The organism is Acidocella aquatica (assembly GCF_030160635.1).
Classification (GTDB): domain Bacteria; phylum Pseudomonadota; class Alphaproteobacteria; order Acetobacterales; family Acetobacteraceae; genus Acidocella; species Acidocella aquatica.
The window spans coordinates 68193-86677 of the sequence record NZ_BSOS01000013.1; the positions used below are offsets into that span (position 1 = coordinate 68193).

An 18485-nucleotide genomic window follows, 5' to 3' on the forward strand; every position below is an offset into this window, starting at 1 on the left:
TTTATAGTTGATTATTCATGGCGCGGCGAAATGATATCGACCTGACGAAAGGGCTGGCCATTCTGCTCGTCGTGTTCGGCCACCTGGTCGCGCGGGCGGACCCGGCGGGCGTGGCCTGGTATGAGCCGCTGCGCCGGGCGGTTTATGCCTTCCATATGCCGCTGTTTTTATATCTGAGCGGGCTGATGGCGGTCTCCTCGGGCCTGCTGCTGGCGCCCCGCGCGGCCTGGAAGCAGGTGGCGCTGGCGCGGGCGGAGCGTCTGCTGGTGCCGTTTTTCGGGTTGGGCGCGCTCATCGTGCTCGGCAAAATCGCCGCCGCGCGGGTTATGTTCGTTGACAACCCTCCGGCCGGGCTGGCCGGTGGGCTTGGCGCGCTGCTCTGGCACACTGCGCAAAGCCCGGCGGCTTCCATCTGGTATCTGTTCGTGCTCTTCGCGGTCAGCCTCGCCGGCATGGTGCTGCTGAACGGGCAGCCCCGGCGCCTGCCCTGGCTGCTAGCCGGCATGTTGCTGCTCTACACCCAGCCCCTGCCCGCTTATATGTATCTCGACCGCGTGGGGCGCTACGCGGTGTTTTTCGGCCTTGGCGCGGGGGCCGGGCTTCTGGGCGCGCGCTGGGACAATTTCATGGACCGTTGGTGGCGCTGGCTGCTGGCCGCCTTCAGCCTGGGCCTGGCCGTGGTGGCGGGCTGGGGCGCGCATTGGCCCGAGGCGGTGGTTTTATTGCCGATGGGAGCACTCTCCATGCCCGCGCTTCACGGATTGTTAAGGCGTTGCGCCGCATCCTCGCCAAGGCTTCTCCTTGGTCTCGGGCGGTACAGTTTCATGATCTATCTGTTCAACACGTTGTTCATCGGCTTCACCAAGGGGGTGTTGCTGCATCTATATTCCTGGAATGGCGCCAATTTCCTCCCTTTCGCAATGGCGCTGATGCTCGCGGGTGTCTGCGGCCCGGTGGCGCTCAAGCGGTTGGTGTTCCGGCGCGTGAAACTGCTGGACCGGCTGACGGATTAGCAGCGTTCTGCCTGAATGCTCCGGTGCCGGTCCACCAACGGGCAAAACTCAGCCCGCTTGCGCCATGGCGATGTAGTTGACCGAGGTGTCGCGCGAGATGCGGAATCCACCGGCCAGCGGGGCGAAGGTAATCCCCGCCGTGTCGCACAGCCGCAGCCCGGCGGCGCGGCAATGTCCGCCCAGCTCCACGGGGGTGATGAACTGGCTCCAGTTGTGGGTGCCAACGGGGAGCAGGCGCAGCAGATATTCGGCGCCCAGCTTGGCCACCAGGAAGGATTTCCTGCCCCGGTTCATGGTGGAGATGAACAACAACCCGCCCGGCTCCAGCAGTGCCGCCAGCGTGGCGACGAATTCGCCCGGCTCGGCAACATGCTCGATCACCTCCAGCGCGGTGATGACCGGAAATTTTTCTCCCTCCGCCACCAGGGCCTCGGCGGTGGCGTTGCGGTAGCTGAGCGACAGCCCCTGCCCCGCCGCATGCGCCTGTGCTGCGGCGATCACCTCGGCTCCGGCGTCCAGCCCCAACACCTCATGCCCCGCCCGGGCGAGGGACTCGGAGAGCAAACCGGCGCCGCAGCCAACGTCAAGAATCCGCACCGGGCCGGGGAAGCGGCGGCTGATCCGCTCCAGCACCCAGGCCGCGCGCGGCGGGTTCATCATGTGCAAAGGCCGCATCGGGCCGCTTTTATCCCACCAGCGCGACGCCAAATCGTCGAAAAGAGCGATTTCTTCTGGTCTGACCGAACTGCTCTGCATTGCCGAACTCTCCTGTGACCGGTATGTGACGCCCCGGCCGGTTTTCCACAAGGGACTTATGTATGGCGCGTATCGTGATGAAATTCGGCGGCACCTCCGTCGCCGATCTGGACCGTATCCGCAATGTCGCCCAACGGGTGAAGGCGGAGGCCGACAAGGGCAACGAGGTGGCCGTGGTGGTTTCCGCCATGTCAGGCGCCACGAACCAGCTTGTCGACTGGTGCCAGAAGCTCTCCCCCCTTTTTGATGCCCGCGAGTATGACGCCGTGGTCGCCACCGGCGAGCAGGTGACCGCCGGGCTGACAGCGATTGCCCTGCAAAACCTGGGTGCGGACGCGCGCAGCTGGATGGGCTGGCAGATTGCGGTGGAGACCGATGGCCAGCACGGCAAGGCGCGGATCAGCTCGATTGAGGCCGACGAGCTGATCGAGCGCATGAAACAGGGGCAGATCCCCGTGGTCGCCGGGTTCCAGGGCATCGGCCCGGATAACCGGGTGACCACATTGGGCCGTGGCGGCTCCGACACCTCGGCGGTCGCCCTGGCGGCGGCGCTCAAGGCCGACCGCTGCGATATTTATACCGATGTGGACGGGGTCTACACCACCGATCCGCGGATTGTGCCCAAGGCGCGCAAGCTGAGCAAGATCACCTATGAGGAAATGCTGGAACTGGCCTCGGTGGGTGCGAAAGTGCTGCAAACCCGCTCGGTGGAACTGGCGATGAAGGAGCATGTGCGGGTGCAGGTGCTCTCCAGCTTTAGCGATGCGCCCGGCACCATGGTTGTTGATGAGGATGAAGTTGTGGAACAGGAAATTGTCGCAGGGATCGCCTATTCGCGCGATGAAGCCAAGGTAACGGTGCGCCGGGTGCCAGACCGCCCGGGCGTTGCCGCCGCCATTTTCGTGCCGCTGGCCGAGGCGCATATTAACGTCGATATGATCGTGCAGAACGTCTCCGCCGATGGCACAACGGATATGACCTTCACGGTCGGCAAGACCGACCTGCCGCGCGCCACCGCCGTATTGGAGCAGGCCCGCCAGCAAATCGGCTACGCGGAAATCTCCACCGATCCGAACGTCGCGAAAATCTCGGTGGTCGGCGTTGGCATGCGCAGCCATGCGGGTGTTGCGGGCACCATGTTCCGCACCCTGGCCGAACGGGGCATCAATATCCAGGTGATCTCCACCAGCGAGATCAAGGTAAGCGTGCTGGTGGCCGCCGAATATACCGAATTGGCGGTGCGCGCGCTGCACACGGCGTATGAACTCGATGCTTAATTGCACGCATGACGCGGCGGGCGAATACGCCGCCCTGCAGGCCCGCGGCGCTGCCTTTCTGGGCACTGAACACGCCATCATGGCCGGCGCCATGAGCTGGGTCTCCGAGCGCCACCTGGTCTCGGCCATCTCCAACGCGGGCGGGTTTGGCGTCATCGCCTGCGGCGCGATGCCGCCAGCCCTGCTGGAGGCCGAGATCGCCGCCACCCAGGCGATGACGGACAAGCCCTTTGGCGTGAACCTGATCACCATGCACCCGCAGCTCGACGAGCTGGTGCAGATCTGCCTGCGCGCGAAGGTCACGCATATCGTCTTCGCCGGCGGCATCCCGCCCGGCCCCGCGATCCGCGCGGCCAAGGATGGTGGCGCCAAGGTCGTTGCCTTCGCTCCGGCGCTGGTGCTGGCCAAACGTTTCGTGAAATCGGGCGTGGATGCGCTGGTGATCGAGGGTTCCGAGGCGGGCGGGCATATCGGCCCGGTCTCGCTCACCGTGCTGGCGCAGGAAATTCTGCCGCATATCCGTGAGGTGCCGGTGTTCGTCGCGGGCGGGCTGGCGCGCGGCGAGGCAATTTTGGGCTATCTGGAAATGGGCGCCGCCGGGGCGCAGCTCGGCACGCGCTTCGCCGCCTCGGTGGAGAGCATCGCGCACCCCAACTTCAAGCAGGCCTTCCTGAAAGCCAACGCGCGCGACGCGCTGCCCTCCGTGCAGATCGACGAGCGCTTCCCCGTGATCCCGGTGCGCGGCCTGGTGAATGAGGGCACCAAGCGCTTCATGCGCCACCAGGCCGAGGTGCTGAAAAAATTCCAGAACGGCGAACTGGATAAAAATGCCGCCCAGCTTGAGATCGAGCATTTCTGGGCCGGGGCGCTGCGGCGCGCGGTGATTGATGGCGATGTCGAGAACGGCTCGGTCATGGCCGGGCAGTCGGTCGGCATGGTCACTTCCATACAGCCGGTCGCGGAAATCCTGGCCGATCTGCGGGCGCAGGCGCTGGCGGCGCTGGTGGCGCGCGCGGCGAAGGCCTGAGGCGGCAAATTTCTTCCCTGAGTTGAAAAAAATTCAATCCAGGGAAGAAAAAACCTCTCTAATCGTCTGATCGGGGCTGATTTTTGCCTCTTTTACATGGCAAGATAGCGTCATGACCAGCGAGACTCCCCCCAGGCAGCACCGGCGCAGAAAACCGAAATTCGGTGACACACGGCAGTTGTTCGCCCGGCTGCGGGAAGCTCTGGCGGCTGGCACCGCGAGCCTGCCCGATATCGCCGAGCTGCTGGCGCAGGAACTCCCCGCCGATGCCTGCGTCATCTATGTCGCCCGGCCCGGCGAGGTGCTTGAGCTGGCCGCCACCTATGGGCTGAATGTCAGCGCCGTTGGCCATACGCGCCTGCGCCTGGGCGAGGGCATTGTCGGCATGGTCGCTGCCTCCGGCGACGCGCTGAACCTGCCCGATGCGCAGAACCACCCGCGCTATGTCTACCGCGCCGAGCTGGGTGAGGAGGCGTTCGCTTCCACATTGGCGATGCCGGTGAAACGCGCGGGGCGCATTCTCGGCGTCATCGCGATGATGTCGCGCGAGGCCCGGGTATTCGCCCCGGTTGAGGTCGAGGTGGTGGCCACCGTGGCCATGCTGCTGGCCGAAATTCTGGCGCGCGCCGGGGCGACAAATCTCTCCGAGGAGGGCTTCTCCGCCCGCCTGCCGCGCCGCTATGCCGGGCATGTGCTCTCCTCGGGCATCGCGCGCGGTAAAATCCTGCCTTATGGCGCCTCGCCACCCATCGCCAAGCTGCTCACCGATGACCCCGCCGCCGAGCTGGCGCGGCTGGAAAAGGCCGTGGAGACGGCCAACAAAAGCCTGGACGGGCTGATCACCTCCACCCTGCCCGGCGGCAGCGCCCCGCGCGACGTGCTGGATGCCTACCGCATGGTCACGCAATCAGCCGGCTGGCTGACCCAGGTGCGCCAGGCCATTGGCGACGGGCTGACCGCCGAAACCGCCGTGGACAAAGTGGCGCAAAATCTGCGCGAACGTATGCGCCGCATCGCCGACCCTTATCTGCGCGAGAAACTGGCTGACATCGAAGACATGATCGGCCGCCTGATGGTGGCGCTGGGCGGCATGGCGCCCAAGCCCGAGCGCGCTGGCGGCATGATCCTGCTGGTGCGCCGCCTCGGCCCGGCGGACCTGCTGGACTGGCACGCGCGCGGCATTGCGGGGGTGGCGATCGAGGAGGCCAGCGCCTCCGGCCACGCCGCGATTCTGGCCCGCGCCCTGGGCCTGCCCGCGCTGGCCGTGGAGCGCGGCGCGGTGGAGGCCGCGCAGGAAGGTGACGACGCGCTGCTGGATGCCGAAGGGGCAACCCTGATCCTGCGCCCCGAACCAGAGGTATTGCAGGTTTATGACCGCGCACTGGCCGCCCGCTCCGTCCGCGCGGCGGCACTCTCCGCCTACCGGGACCTCCCCGCCATCACCCGCGACGGCACCGCAATGAGCCTGATGCTCAATGTCGGCCTGGCGCTGGAGCTGGACCAGCTGGAGCGCACCGGGGCTGATGGCATCGGCCTGTATCGCACCGAAATCGCCGCCCTGGCGGCGGGCGGCATCCCCGATGTCGCGGGTCAGGCGGCGGAATACGGCCGCGTGATGGACCGCGCGGGCGGGCGGCCCGTGATGTTCCGCACGCTCGACCTGGGGGCCGATAAATTACTGCCCGGCGAGGCCAGCGGGGGCGAGGAAAACCCGGCCATGGGCTGGCGATCGTTGCGCGTGGGGCTGGACCGCCCGGCGATTTTGCGCCGCCAATTGCGCGCGCTGCTGCTGGGGGCGCAGGGCCGTCCACTTTCGGTGATGTTCCCCATGGTCGCCACGGTGGAGGAATTCCGCGCCGCGCGCGACCTGCTGGAGGCTGAGGCCGCGCGCATCCGCCCGGTGCCGGAAAGGCTGGAGGCCGGGACCATGCTGGAGGTTCCCGCCCTGTTGTTCCAACTGCCGGGGCTGCTGGCGGAGGCTGACTTCGTCTCGGTCGGCACCAACGACCTCATGCAGTTCCTCTTCGCCGCCGACCGCGGCACGCCGGAGCTGGCCGAGCGGTATGACACCCTCTCCTCCCCCGTGCTGGAAATGCTGGAGCGGCTGGTGGCCGCCTGCAACGAGGCCGGGGTTCCGCTTTCAGTCTGCGGCGAGGCGGCGGGCCGGCCGATGGATGCGCTGGTTTTCGCCGCCATGGGCGTACGCACGCTCTCAATGTCAGGCAACGCCATTTTGCCGGTCAAGGCGCTGCTGGTGGAGGCGGACCTGAACGAGCTGCGGCCGGTGCTGCGCGAATTGCGGCGCTCGGGTGCGGCGGGCGGGAGCATCCGCGAACCGCTGACCGCCTGGGCGCGCGAACATAACCTGCCGGTTTGACCTGCGCGGGCGGCGGTAGCGCAAAGCGCCGGGGCGGTATACAAAGCGCCGCAGAATGCCAAACGAGATTGCCGGGATCGACATGACGCAAACCGACCAGCCACAGGCAGCCGCCCAGGTGGGCGCTGGCCTTCGTAGCGTGCGTGAGCGGCTGGGCTGGAAATTGCCCGAGGTGGCCGAGGGGCTGCGCATCCGCCTGCCATATCTTGAAGCGATCGAACGCGGCGACATCGGCGCCCTGCCGGGGCCTGCGTATCAAACCGGGTTTATCCGCACCTACGCGCAAAGCCTGGGGCTGGACCCCGAGGAAATTCTGCGCCGCTTCCGCGAGGCGGGCAGCATGGGCGAGCTGCCCAAGGCGGAGCTTAAATTCCTGGCCCCCGTGCCCGACCGCGGCGTGCCCACCGGGGCGATCGCGCTGCTCGGCGTGGTGCTGGTGCTGGCGGGCTATGGGCTTTGGTATCTGCACACCGAAAAGGAACGCCGCATGGCCGCCGCCGTGCCCAGCGTGCCGGTTGAACTCGCCCCGCTGGCCGTGCCGCCCAAACCGCCAACCCCTCCACCAACACCAGCACCCCCGGGCACGCCCCCCGCGGCCACGGCGGCACCTGCCCCAGCCGTGGCGGTTACACCGCCCCCCGCCTCGCCACCGGCAGAGGTTGCACCCTCCCCCGCGCAACTGGTGCAACCAGCCGTTGCGCCGGTTGCAACACCTGACAATGGACAGGTTATACTCGCCACGGCCGACACCTGGGTTGAAGTGAGCGACGCCACCGGCACCATACTCTTCAGCAAGGTGCTGCATGCCGGAGACAGCTGGCCCGTGCCCGACGAAGCCGGGCTGACCATGACCGCAGGGAACGCCGGTGGCACCGAGATTGCCATAAACGGCAAGGCCGGCGCGCCCCTGGGCGCCGTGGGCGCCGTATTGCACAATTACGCTCTGACACCGCCAGCGGCAAAGCCAGCCGCGCCGCCAGCGGCCAACTAAAGGAATTGCCATGAACTACCGTGAATACCAGCAGATTACCCGCCGCAAGTCCCGCCAGATAAGCGTTGGCAATGTGAAGGTCGGCGGCGATGCGCCGATCTCCGTGCAGACCATGACCAACACGCTCACCACCGACATTGACGGCACGGTGGCGCAGATTTTGCGCGCCGAGGCCGCCGGGGTGGATATTGTACGCGTCTCCTGCCCCGATGAGGAGAGCACGGCGGCGCTGAAGCATATCATCGCCCAGGTGAACGTGCCGATCGTCGCGGATATCCATTTCCACTACAAGCGCGGCATCGAGGCGGCGCAGGCGGGCGCTGCATGTTTGCGCATCAACCCCGGCAACATCGGCTCGCCGGAGCGCGTGCGCGATGTGATTAAGGCGGCGCGCGACCATAACTGTTCCATGCGCATCGGCGTGAACGCGGGCAGCCTGGAGCGCCACCTGCTGGAGAAATATGGCGAGCCGAACCCCGAGGCGCTGGTGGAATCCGCACTCGAGCACGCCAAGATTTTGCAGGACCACGACTTCCATGAGTTCAAAATCTCGGTGAAGGCATCTGACGTTTTCATGGCCGTGGCGGCCTATCAGCAACTGGCCGACGTGTGCGACCATCCGCTGCACATCGGCATCACCGAGGCGGGCAGCAAGCGCGCGGGCACGGTGAAATCCTCCATCGGCCTTGGCTCGCTGCTATGGGCGGGCGTGGGCGATACCATGCGCGTCTCGCTCTCGGCCGAACCCGAGGAAGAAGTGCTGGTCGGCTGGGATATTCTCAAATCGCTCGGCATCCGCCATCGTGGCGTGCGCATCATTTCCTGCCCCTCCTGCGCGCGCCAGGGCTTTAATGTCATCAAGACCGTTGAAACGCTGGAAGAGCGCCTCGCCCATATCAAAACGCCGATCACGCTCTCCATCATCGGCTGCGTGGTCAACGGCCCCGGCGAGGCGCTGATGACCGACCTCGGCCTGACCGGCGGCGGCAACGGCAAGCACATGATCTACGCGGCCGGCAAAACCGACCACACGATCGACGGCGGCGACATGGTGAACCACATCGTCGAACTGGTGGAAGCCAAGGCGGCGCAGGTGGAAGCGGAGCTGAGCGCGGCCAAACTCGCCGCGCAGTAGCTAAGGTTTTCGCGCGTTTGTATTAAACCGGAGCCTGCTGGCTCCGGCATTTTTATTTTATAGGTTGGTTTGAAAATCATGGCCCCTCCCCTGCAACCCGTGCGCGGCACCCGCGATCTCATCGGCGAAGACGCTGCCCGGCACGCGCATGTCCTCGAAACGGCCCGGCGCGTCACCGCGCTTTATGGCTTTAATGAGTGGCAGACGCCCATCTTTGAGGACACCAAGGTTTTCTCACGCACGCTGGGGGAGACCTCCGATGTCGTGACCAAGGAGATGTATACCTTTGAGGATCGCGGCGGTGATTCCGTGACATTGCGCCCCGAGGGCACGGCTGGCGTGTGCCGCGCGCTGATCACCGCCGGGCTCACGCAAACCCTGCCGCAAAAGGTTTTCTACGCCGGGCCGATGTTCCGCTATGAGCGCCCGCAAAAAGGCCGCTACCGGCAGTTTCACCAGATCGGCGTTGAGCTTCTCGGCCCCGCGACGCCGCTGGCGGATGCGGAAGTTATCGCCGCCGGCTGGCAAATTCTCAACGATCTGGGCATCGCCGCAAGCGTGGAGCTGCATATCAACACGCTGGGAGACACTGAGTCACGCAACAACTACCGCGCCGCGCTGGTCGCCTATTTCTCCGAACATGCCGAGAGCCTCTCAGCGGAGAGCAAAACCAGGCTTGAGAAAAACCCGCTGCGCATCCTGGATTCCAAGGACGAGGGCGACCAGAAACTGGTGGCGCATGCGCCGCTGATCCACGATCATCTCTCCCAAGCCGCGGCTGAATTCTACAACGGATTGAAATCAACGCTCACGGCCTTCGGTGTTCCCTTCACCGAGAACCCCCGCATCGTACGCGGTTTGGACTATTACAACCACACCGCCTTTGAATTCGTGACCACGGCGCTTGGCGCGCAGGGCACGGTGCTGGCGGGCGGGCGTTATGACGGCCTGGTCGAACAGATGGGTGGCCCGAGTGTGCCTGGCGTCGGCTGGGCGGCGGGGATTGAGCGGCTCTCCATGCTCATCGCGGCGCCGGAAATTTTGCATCGCCCGGCTGCGATCATTCCGATGAACGAGGAATATCATGGCACGGCCCTGAACATTCTGAAATCCCTGCGCGACATCGGCATCGCCGCCGAAATCGCCTATGCGGGCAACGCGAAGAAGCGGCTGGAGCGCGCCAATAAATCAGGCGCGAAATTCGCCGTGCTGGTGGGCGAGGATATCAAACTGAAAAACCTCGCCGACGGCTCGCAGCAGGATGTATTATTCTCCGACCTCCCAGGACTGTTGCGTTCATGAGTTTTGACCACAAGCTCGATCGTATCCTCTCACGGGCCGAGGAGCTGCGCTTCATGCTCTCCGGCACGCTGGCGGGCGATGCGTTCGTAAAAGCCTCGAAGGAACTCTCCGAGCTGACGCCAATCGAGGAGCGGATCGCCGAACTGCGCGCCGCCGAACAGGCCCAGGCCGAGGCGCAGAGCCTGCTGGCCGACCCGGAGATGAAGGAACTGGCAGCCGCCGAGCTGGAAGATTTGAAGCAGCAGATCCCCGAGCTGGAAATGGCGCTGCGCCTGGCGCTGTTGCCCAAGGATGAAATGGACGACCGCTCCGCCATCCTGGAAATCCGCCCGGCGGCGGGTGGGGATGAAGCCGCCCTCTTCGCCGCCGAACTCTTCCAGGCCTACCAGAAATATTCCGGCCTGCACGGCTATAAATTCGAGGTCATGGAATATGGCGAGAACGAGCTTGGCGGGTTGAAGGAGGGCATTGCCGAGATCACCGGCAAGTCAGTCTTCTCCAAGCTGAAGTTTGAATCCGGCGTCCACCGCGTGCAGCGCGTTCCCGCGACTGAGACACAGGGGCGCATCCACACCTCCACCGTAACCGTCGCGGTGTTGCCCGAAGCCGAGGAAGTCGACGTTGAAGTCAACGAGGGCGATCTGCGCATCGATGTCTACCGCGCCTCGGGCGCTGGCGGCCAGCATGTGAATAAAACCGAATCCGCCGTGCGCATCACGCATATTCCCACCGGCATCGTGGTGGCCATGCAGGAGGAACGCAGCCAGCATAAAAACAAGGCCAAGGCGATGAAGATTTTGCGCGCGCGCATGTATGAGCAGCAGCGCTCCTCGCTGCACGCCACCCGCGCGGCCGACCGTAAATCCCAGGTCGGCACCGGCGACCGCTCCGAGCGCATCCGCACCTACAACTTCCCGCAGGGCCGCGTCACCGACCACCGCATCAACCTGACCCTGCACAAGATCGACCGTATCATGCAAGGCGAAATGGATGACATCATCGACGCGCTGATCGCCGAGGACCAGGCGGCGCGGCTGGCGGCTGACAACCAGTGATCCCCACGGCCACGGCGCTGGCCGCGATTGCGGCGCGGCTGGCCGAGGCGGGCATAGAGGAGCCACGGCGCGAGGCGCGGCTGATATTGGCCGCCACCCAGGGTGTTAGCGCCGCCGGATTGTTGTTGCTGGAGGCGGTGGACCCGCAACGGTTTGAGCCGCTGGTGGCGCGGCGCGAAGCGCGTGAGCCGCTGGCCTATATTCTCGGCCGCAAGGAGTTCTGGGGGTTAGACTTCGCCGTCTCCCCCGCCACGCTGATCCCGCGGCCCGATACCGAGACCTTGGTGGAGGCTGTGCTGGCACTGGGCATCACGCCTGCCCGCGTGCTCGACCTTGGCACCGGCACCGGCTGCCTGCTGCTGGCGGTGCTCAGCGAATTCCCGGCGGCCTTTGGTGTGGGGGTTGATATTTCCCCCGCCGCCGCCGCGCTGGCGGCCGGCAACGCGAAAACCCTGGGCCTGGCCAACCGGGCGGCGTTTTGCGCCGGCGATTGGGGCGCGGCGCTGAACGGCACTTTCGATCTGGTCTTAAGCAACCCCCCCTATATTCCCGGCGCGGATATTGCGGCCCTGATGCCCGAAGTCGCGCGGTTTGAGCCCGCCAGCGCGCTGGACGGCGGCGCCGAAGGGCTGGACGCCTACCGCAGGATCATAGCCGCCCTGCCCCGCCTGCTTGGCGCCGAAGGTGCCGCGGTGCTTGAATTAGGGGTGGGGCAGGCAACATTGGTAACCGCGCTGGCGCAACAGGCGGGGTTTAACGCCACGACTCGTGCAGATCTGGGCGGGGTGCCCCGCGCTATTATTTTGACGCGGTGCAAATAAACATTTGGCATAATGCGCGGATAAGGCTAAGCACGGGGCGCGCGGGCTGATTGGCCTCGAGTCTCGGTGATTTACGAGGCCGCTTTGGGTTTGGTGGTGCTAACGCGCCCCGCCGTGCAAGCAATCTTACGAGGATAGACGAGAGCATATGAATATGAAGCGCATGCGTGGCCGCAACCATCGCCCTAATGCTGGCGGCGGTGGCGGTGGTGGCGGCGGGTTCCGCAACCAGCAAAATGGAATTCCGCTGAACCGCAACCATGTTTTTGACAGCTCAGGCCCCGAGATGCGGGTGCGGGGCACGGCGCAGCAGCTCTACGAAAAATATCAGCAGATGGCGCGCGACGCCTCCAGCAATGGCGACCGGGTGTTGGGCGAGGCCTATTACCAGCACGCCGAACATTATTTCCGCATCATCAGCGCCATCAACCAGGCGCAGGGCGTGCCTAACACGCAGCCCAACCCGGCCCAAGGCGGGCAACAGGGCGGGCAGCAGTCCATCCAGGGCCAGGAGCGCGGCAACTATCAGCCGCAGCAGGGCAACCAGGGTGACTACCAGCGCCGCGAACCCGCCGATGGGGATCAACCGGTGGAAGCCCGCCCGGAGAACCGCCAGCAGGAAAACCGGCAACAGGAGCCGCGCCGGTTTGAGCAGCGCCCCTACGAGCCGCGCCAGAAGCCCGAATTCCAGCGCCAGGACCGGCCTGAACGGCAAGACCGGCAGGATCGCCACGAGCGCCCGGAACGCCAGCCGCGCCCCGAGCCGGTGGTGGATATGCGAATCGACATTAGCTCCGCGCTGGAGGCTGAATTAGCCGCCGCCGTGGGTGAGCCGGCTGGAATCGGCGAGCAACCGGCGATCATGGCGGCCCCGGTGCTTAAGGCCCCGGCCGTTCAGACCCCTGTGGTTCAGAAACCTGTGGTTCAGGCGCCAGTGGTTCAGGCGCCCGAGCCGAAACCGATCCCCATCATTGCCAAGGCACCGCCACCGGCCGCACCGGCCGCAACGCCGCGCGCGGCGCCGCGCGTGGTAACCCCGCCACCGGCCGCGGCGCCGCAACTGGAGTTGACCCCGGTGGAGGCGCCGCGCGTCGCCCGCCCTCGTGGGCGGCCAAGGCTGGTCAAGCCCGATACGGCAAAAGCCAAAGAATAAATTACGAAAATTTGAGGGCGTTCATCCAAAAAATGAACGCCCTTATTGTTTAATCCTCGGCACGCAGCTGGCTGGCTCGCTGCTCCAAATGCGTTGCGATATTATCCAGGCGCCATGCTTCGATGTCATACGGCGTTATGTAGCCAAGATGTTTGGTGTCAATTTCGGTAAAATGCCCCGCGATCGGCCCCAGATCGGCGGCCTTCGCCTGCGCCAGGGTCAGATGGCCGTCATGCGTGGTGTTGGCTGCGTAAAATTTCATCAGGAAGGCGGCCGGATCCTCGGGCTGGCGGCCATCATGGCGCCACCCCGGCCCGCCCATCATGCCGGGGCCGGGCGGTGGCGGGTTAGGTGCGGCCTGCGCGATGGCGAGGCCGGGCAGAACAGTCAGGCTGAGCAGGGCGGCAAGGGCAATACGGCGCATGGAAATCTCCTTAAAGTCAGAGCCTCCCCTTTAGCGGGCGGCTGTAACGCCGGAATTTCGCGCATGTAACCGCCACCTAACAAAAACGGCACCCGAAGGTGCCGTTTTCGTGATACGCTTTGCGCGGAATTTAACGCGAGTAGAATTCCACCACCAGGTTCGGGTCCATCTGCACCGGGAAAGGCACATCGGCCAGCTTGGGGGTACGCAGGAACTTGCCCTTCATGGCGCGGTGGTCAACTTCCATATACTCCGGCACATCGCGCTCGGAGGACTGGGCGGCGTCGAGCACAACGGCGAGCTGCTTGGATTTCTCGCGCACCTCGATCACGTCATTGTCCTTGACCATGTAGGACGGGATGTTCACCTTCTGGCCGTTGACGGTCACGTGGCCGTGGCTGACGAACTGGCGCGCGGCGAACGGGGTGACTGCGAACTTCAGGCGGTAGATCACGGCGTCGAGGCGGCGCTCCAGGATCTCGATGAGGTTTTCAGACGTGTCGCCCTTACGGCGCACGGCTTCCTCGTAATATTTGTAGAAGGATTTTTCGGAGATGTTACCGTAGTAGCCCTTCAGCTTCTGCTTCGCCATGAGCTGCACGCCGTAGTCAGACGGCTTCTTGCGGCGCTGGCCATGCTGGCCGGGGCCGTACTCACGCTTGTTGACCGGCGACTTCGCGCGGCCCCACAGGTTAACGCCCAAACGGCGGTTAATCTTATACTTACTCTCAGTGCGCTTGGTCACGGCGCTTGCCTTTCTTGTTAAAATTCCGCCGATAGTCTCTTTTCGGCATCTGCAAAGCTGCAAATGCAAATAAGAGCGGGCGCAGGCGACCACCGCCTGTCCACGTTCCCGGCAACGAGCCCGCCTCCTACGCTGGGGCGGCTTTGGCGTCAACCGGCTTGACCCAGCTTTGCGCGATGGCGGCCAGCGGCAGGGTGAAATCCGCCGCCGCGCGCGGCAGGTTCAAGGTGGCGGCGCGCCCCGTCCACACCCCATCGTCCTGCGCGCCGCGCGGGTAGAACCCTTGCCCCAGCTCCATGCCCGCCACCAGATCAAGACACACGCCAAGCTCGCGCCGGTCCTCGCAGGCGGGGTCGGTATCGGCCGGGGAGGAGACCGCGGAAAGCAGCGTGACCGCGCGCACGGGGACGGGGAAGATGAAGCGCGCCAGCCGCCCGCGCCGCGCGGCGCTGATCTCGGGGATGGCGGTATACCCCGCCGCCACCGCGCGCAGGCTTGGCCAGTAGGTGAGCGAAAACCCCTGCCCCAGGGCGATTGCATGCAGCCGCGCGCGCACCGCCGCCAGCCGCGCCCCGCGCGTGATGACCGGCGCGAAAGGCTTGCGCGCCGGTGAGCGGCGCCCTGTTTCATGATACAGCGCGCCGCGGTTACCATCGTCAAAATAAGACTCGCAGGGCAGCCCCTCGGCCAGCAAAATGTCGTGGCGGTCCAGCTCCACATGGTAATAGGTCATCGCCGGGGCGGTTCGCTCGCGCAAAATGGTGGCGCCGTTAACCAGCTGCGCCGCCGGGATCAGCACCCCTCCGGCATAAACACAATGCGAGGGCGAGAGCCGCAACGGGCGCGCGGGCTGGCCCGGCCCAAAGGCGTTGGGCAGGATGAGTACCGGCAGGCCATCGCGCGCGGCGCTGGGGCCAAGGTCGAGCGTGCGCCGGCCGATCCAGCGCACCGGGCGGCGCGCCCCGGCGGCGGTTATCAGCGGGTCGCCGGGTTTGAGTTCCTCCACCGCGCGGTAGCCATGCGGGGTGAGCAGGCGCGCACCGCGCGCGAAACAGGGGAGCGTGCCGCCCAGGGTGATGAGCGCGCCGCCAGCACCATCGGAGAGAACGCTGAACGCGGGTTCCCCCGCCGCGATCTGCAACGCCACCGTGGCGGCAAGCGGGCTTTGGCTGTTGGCGATGGTGAGCGTGCCGCCGGACCAGTTCACCAGCCCCGGCGCCACCCCTACCAGATCAATCGCGTCGGTGGCGGCCATGTTCGCCACGCTGGCGGAAAAGCGCGCCGGGTCGTCCAGCGTGATCATCGCATCGCCGCCCATGAAGGTGATCACCGCGCCGGAAAAATCGCCGGTTACATCCAGCGCCGCCGAGGCCATCACCGTTATGTGGGCGGCATTGTTGACCGTGCCGCCCAGGATCAGCGCGCCGCCCTGCGCCAGGATCACGCCATTATTGGTGAGGCTTGCGGCGTTGAGGACGCCGTAGCCCGCCAGCGTGCCGGTATTGGTGAGGGAAGCCGCATCCAGCGTGCCGCCTGTGAGCAGGATCGTGCCCGCCGCGCCGAGGCTGCCGGTGGCGGCAAGCAGGCCGGAATCGGTGATGACACCTTGCGCTTGCGCGATTGTTGCCGCCTGCAAACTGGCCCCGGCGCCGATCTGCAACGTGCTGGTGCCGCTCATGTTCAGGCTGCCGGTGGTCCCCAGGCTGGCGGTGCCGCCCAGGGAGAGCGCGCCGGATAAATCCAGGCTCGTGGCCGCCGCGCGGGCGGCGCCATTCAGGATGATGTTGCCCGCATCGGCGAGCAAGCCGAGTTGCGCGCTGGCATTGCCGTAGGCGAAAAATGTCCCCCCGGCGGCCACCATGGCGGCGGCGGCATTCAGGCTGCCGGCCAGGGCAAACTGCCCGCCCGCGTCAATGGCCAGCGAGCCGCCCAGGCCAAGCCCGCCAAATACATAGGCATCGCTCCCCGTGGCGGCGTTGCCACCCAGGGTCATGTTGCCGCTGGCGGAGAAGGCCTGCGCGAGAACGCCCAGCGTGCCAGCGCCATTGGCATCGCCAATGGTGACATCGCCGCCCAGCGCCACGGTGGCGCTGGAGTCAAAAATCGCCGTTGCGTTGTCCTCCACCACCAGGGCGGTGCCGGAAATGCCGTTGGCCTGAAGCGGCGCGGTAAAATCCGTGGAGCCGTCCACCAGCAACGCGCCGGGGGCGGCGGGCTGGCTGAACAGCGAGACGCCGCCGGTAAGGCCAAAGGAGGCGGTCTGCCCCTCGCTGAAGGCGGCACCGCCGAGGCCGTTGACCACACCGGGCGCGGCGGCGGTTATGTAGATATTATCCGCCAATCCGCCGAGCGCCGCGCTGGCGCTGGTGAGGGTGAGCGTGTCGGCCAGGCCGGTGCCGGTATAGGTGAGCCCCGCCAGTTCTGTGTTGAGGGCCGCAATGTTGGCGCCGGTCAGCGTGATCTGCGCCGCCGGGACGCTGCCATTGCTAAGAAGGCCGTTGGCGGCGGCAAGAGTCAGGCTCAGGCTCTGCGTGGTGCCCGTGCCAAGCTGCAGCGCGATGCCCTGCAGCGGTTGCGCCACACCAGCACTGGCCGCGAAAACCCCAGCGGTGACGATGGTTGGCGCGGCCGGACGCAGAAACACCGATGGGTCGCCCTGGGCGTCCACCCCGGCGGCGAGCGCGGTGCCGCTGGGGATGGCGGCGTGGATTTCGTAGGAGACGGTGCTGCCGCTGGCATCCTGCCCGCCCACCGCGAAGGAACCGGCGGTGATGTTGTAGATGCTGAAATTCGAGAGGCCCGGAAAGATCAGCTGGTCGCCGGGGGCAAAGCCGGTGATGCTGCCCGAGAACGCCTGCGGCCCATTGATGACAAACGCCCCGCCAGCGCCGCCCAGCGTGCCGGCATAGCCGCCGGTGACGCCAGCCCCGGCGCTGTTAACAAAATTCAGCGTCACCGAATTATCGATGGTGACCGGCGTGGCATTGAATATGCCATAAAGCGGCGAGAGCGGCCCCAGCACCATGGCCCCGCCGGAGGCAACCTGAAGCGCCGCGCCGCCGCCGATGCTGCCCGCCGCCAGCAGCAGGGTCTCCCCGCCCAGCGCCGCGATGGTGCCCGGCCCGGCGATCATCCCGGATTCAGAGAAATTTCCCGCCAGGAGCGTGCCGTTGCCGGTGAGCACGCCACCCGCCGCCAGAGAGATTTCCAGCTGGTTATTCAGCGTCTCGGCGTTGCCCGCCACCAGCAGGCCGTTGAAATCCAGCAGCCCCGCCGTGCCAAGCGCGAGCGGGCCGCCAAGTGTGGCGCTGCCCGCTACCACCAGCGTACCCGCCAGATTAAGGCTGGCGGCGCCGAGCGTGCCATAATCATAGCTGGTGCCGCCCAGGGTGAGGGCGCTGTAGGGTAGTTGGAGGCTGGAATCAGGTGTAATGGCTAGGCCGCCGGGGGCCGTGGCGCCGGCGAGAGCCGTGGTGATGCCGCCAGGCACGCCGCCCAGCGTGCCGCCGGTTGTCAGCACCGTTTGCGAACCGGCGGTGAGCGTGGCGCCGCTGCCTGCCGTGCCGATGATGTTGAGGAAGATGTTGCCGTAGGTCAGCGCCGTGGGCAGCGGGCCGGAGACTTGGCGCAACGCATAATACAGATGCTCGCCGCCGGTGATTTTCGGCCCCACGAAGGCCAGCCCGGCAAGCAGGGTGTTGAGCGCGCCTATGCCGTTGGCGGTGAGGCTCAGCGCGATGGTGCCCGTGCCAAGCCCGCTGGCGGCGATGCCGCTGGCGCTGGTGTAGCCCGGCAGCAACAAAATTCCCGAGGCAACTGATAAATCAAGCGTGAGTGTTTCCTGCGTGCCCAGCCCCATCGCCGCGAGGCCGCTGGCGATGGGGTCGCTGAGAAGCATCCCCGCGATGCTGTCCAGCGTGTTCGCCTGGATGGTGACAATGCGCGGCGGCGCGGCGAAGGCCGGGCCGGCCTGCGGCACGATATCAACCATGATGTTGGTCTGCGCGGCCAGGGCCAGCGGGTCGCTGGCCGTAAGGGTCAACACATCGCGGCTGAGGGTCGCGGGCTCGTTCACCTCCAGGCTCGCCAGAGCGGTGTTCACCTGCAGCGCCGTGCCGCTCAGGCTCAGCGTGTTGCCGTTGGCCGCCACCGTGGCGCCGCCGAGGGAGCTGGCGGAGAGCGCCGCGCCGGAATTCCCCGCGATGATTTGCACATTGAGCGTGCCGGGGCTGGCGGGGTCAGTGACCACAATTGCGCCGGGCGGCGTGTTGGCCATCGAGGATAACACCGCGTTGCCGCCCAGCACGGTGAGGGTCGCGGGCGCGTTGATGTTCAGGCTGGTGGACACAACCGCAAGTTATACGCCAATCGGAATTACCACAACTTAATATAGAATCTCCAGAAATTCA

14 protein-coding genes are annotated in these 18485 nt (G+C 65.9%); 10 read left to right on the forward strand and 4 right to left on the reverse strand.

The genetic code is table 11. The annotated features are described in order from the left end of the window. The first annotated feature begins 17 nt into the window (after window positions 1-17). On the forward strand, window positions 18-1013 hold the full coding sequence (locus QQJ84_RS04760) for an acyltransferase family protein (protein ID WP_284256947.1): 996 nt from the start codon (window positions 18-20) through the stop codon (window positions 1011-1013). 48 nt (window positions 1014-1061) lie between these two features. Here QQJ84_RS04760 and ubiG read toward each other — a convergent pair whose 3' ends face one another. Next, window positions 1062-1769: a bifunctional 2-polyprenyl-6-hydroxyphenol methylase/3-demethylubiquinol 3-O-methyltransferase UbiG gene (gene ubiG / locus QQJ84_RS04765; RefSeq protein ID WP_284256948.1), complete on the reverse strand. Its 708-nt coding sequence runs from the start codon at window positions 1767-1769 to the stop codon at window positions 1062-1064. Between the two features lie 62 nt (window positions 1770-1831). Between ubiG and QQJ84_RS04770 the strand changes: the two genes are divergently transcribed. From QQJ84_RS04770 to QQJ84_RS19435, 9 genes are all read left to right on the forward strand, one after another. Further along, the gene (locus QQJ84_RS04770) at window positions 1832-3046 is read left to right on the forward strand and encodes an aspartate kinase (RefSeq protein WP_284256949.1); all 1215 of its coding nucleotides are present in this window, start codon (window positions 1832-1834) and stop codon (window positions 3044-3046) included. After that, entirely contained in the window at window positions 3030-4073 is a 1044-nt protein-coding gene (locus tag QQJ84_RS04775; RefSeq protein ID WP_408861779.1) for an NAD(P)H-dependent flavin oxidoreductase, read from the forward strand. Before QQJ84_RS04770 ends, QQJ84_RS04775 begins: the two co-directional genes overlap by 17 nt. Window positions 4074-4185: 112 nt before the next feature. Further along, window positions 4186-6450, forward strand: coding sequence for a putative PEP-binding protein (locus QQJ84_RS04780; protein ID WP_284256950.1), 2265 nt, complete (start codon window positions 4186-4188; stop codon window positions 6448-6450). 55 nt (window positions 6451-6505) lie between these two features. Continuing rightward, complete coding sequence (locus tag QQJ84_RS04785) at window positions 6506-7441, forward strand: helix-turn-helix domain-containing protein (RefSeq protein ID WP_284256951.1); 936 nt, start codon at window positions 6506-6508, stop codon at window positions 7439-7441. Between the two features lie 10 nt (window positions 7442-7451). Continuing rightward, on the forward strand, window positions 7452-8576 hold the full coding sequence (gene ispG / locus QQJ84_RS04790; protein WP_284256952.1) for a flavodoxin-dependent (E)-4-hydroxy-3-methylbut-2-enyl-diphosphate synthase: 1125 nt from the start codon (window positions 7452-7454) through the stop codon (window positions 8574-8576). Window positions 8577-8654: 78 nt separating this feature from the next. After that, entirely contained in the window at window positions 8655-9878 is a 1224-nt protein-coding gene (hisS, locus tag QQJ84_RS04795) for a histidine--tRNA ligase (RefSeq protein WP_284256953.1), read from the forward strand. Beyond that, window positions 9875-10933 (forward strand): peptide chain release factor 1, encoded by a 1059-nt coding sequence (gene prfA / locus QQJ84_RS04800; protein ID WP_284256955.1) that lies wholly within the window; start codon window positions 9875-9877, stop codon window positions 10931-10933. Before hisS ends, prfA begins: the two co-directional genes overlap by 4 nt. Then, window positions 10930-11754 (forward strand): peptide chain release factor N(5)-glutamine methyltransferase, encoded by an 825-nt coding sequence (gene prmC / locus QQJ84_RS04805; RefSeq protein ID WP_284256956.1) that lies wholly within the window; start codon window positions 10930-10932, stop codon window positions 11752-11754. Before prfA ends, prmC begins: the two co-directional genes overlap by 4 nt. A gap of 154 nt (window positions 11755-11908) precedes the next feature. Then, window positions 11909-12907, forward strand: a complete 999-nt coding sequence (locus tag QQJ84_RS19435) for a DUF4167 domain-containing protein (RefSeq protein ID WP_408861782.1) — start codon at window positions 11909-11911, stop codon at window positions 12905-12907. 49 nt (window positions 12908-12956) lie between these two features. Here QQJ84_RS19435 and QQJ84_RS04815 read toward each other — a convergent pair whose 3' ends face one another. The 3 genes from QQJ84_RS04815 to QQJ84_RS04825 all read right to left on the reverse strand — a co-directional run bounded on the left by QQJ84_RS04815 (window position 12957) and on the right by QQJ84_RS04825 (window position 18424). Further along, window positions 12957-13331, reverse strand: a complete 375-nt coding sequence (locus QQJ84_RS04815; RefSeq protein WP_284256957.1) for a hypothetical protein — start codon at window positions 13329-13331, stop codon at window positions 12957-12959. Window positions 13332-13461: 130 nt separating this feature from the next. Continuing rightward, the gene (gene rpsD, locus QQJ84_RS04820) at window positions 13462-14076 is read right to left on the reverse strand and encodes a 30S ribosomal protein S4 (RefSeq protein WP_284256958.1); all 615 of its coding nucleotides are present in this window, start codon (window positions 14074-14076) and stop codon (window positions 13462-13464) included. Window positions 14077-14203: 127 nt separating this feature from the next. Continuing rightward, window positions 14204-18424 (reverse strand): Hint domain-containing protein, encoded by a 4221-nt coding sequence (locus QQJ84_RS04825; protein WP_284256959.1) that lies wholly within the window; start codon window positions 18422-18424, stop codon window positions 14204-14206. Window positions 18425-18485: the final 61 nt, after the last annotated feature.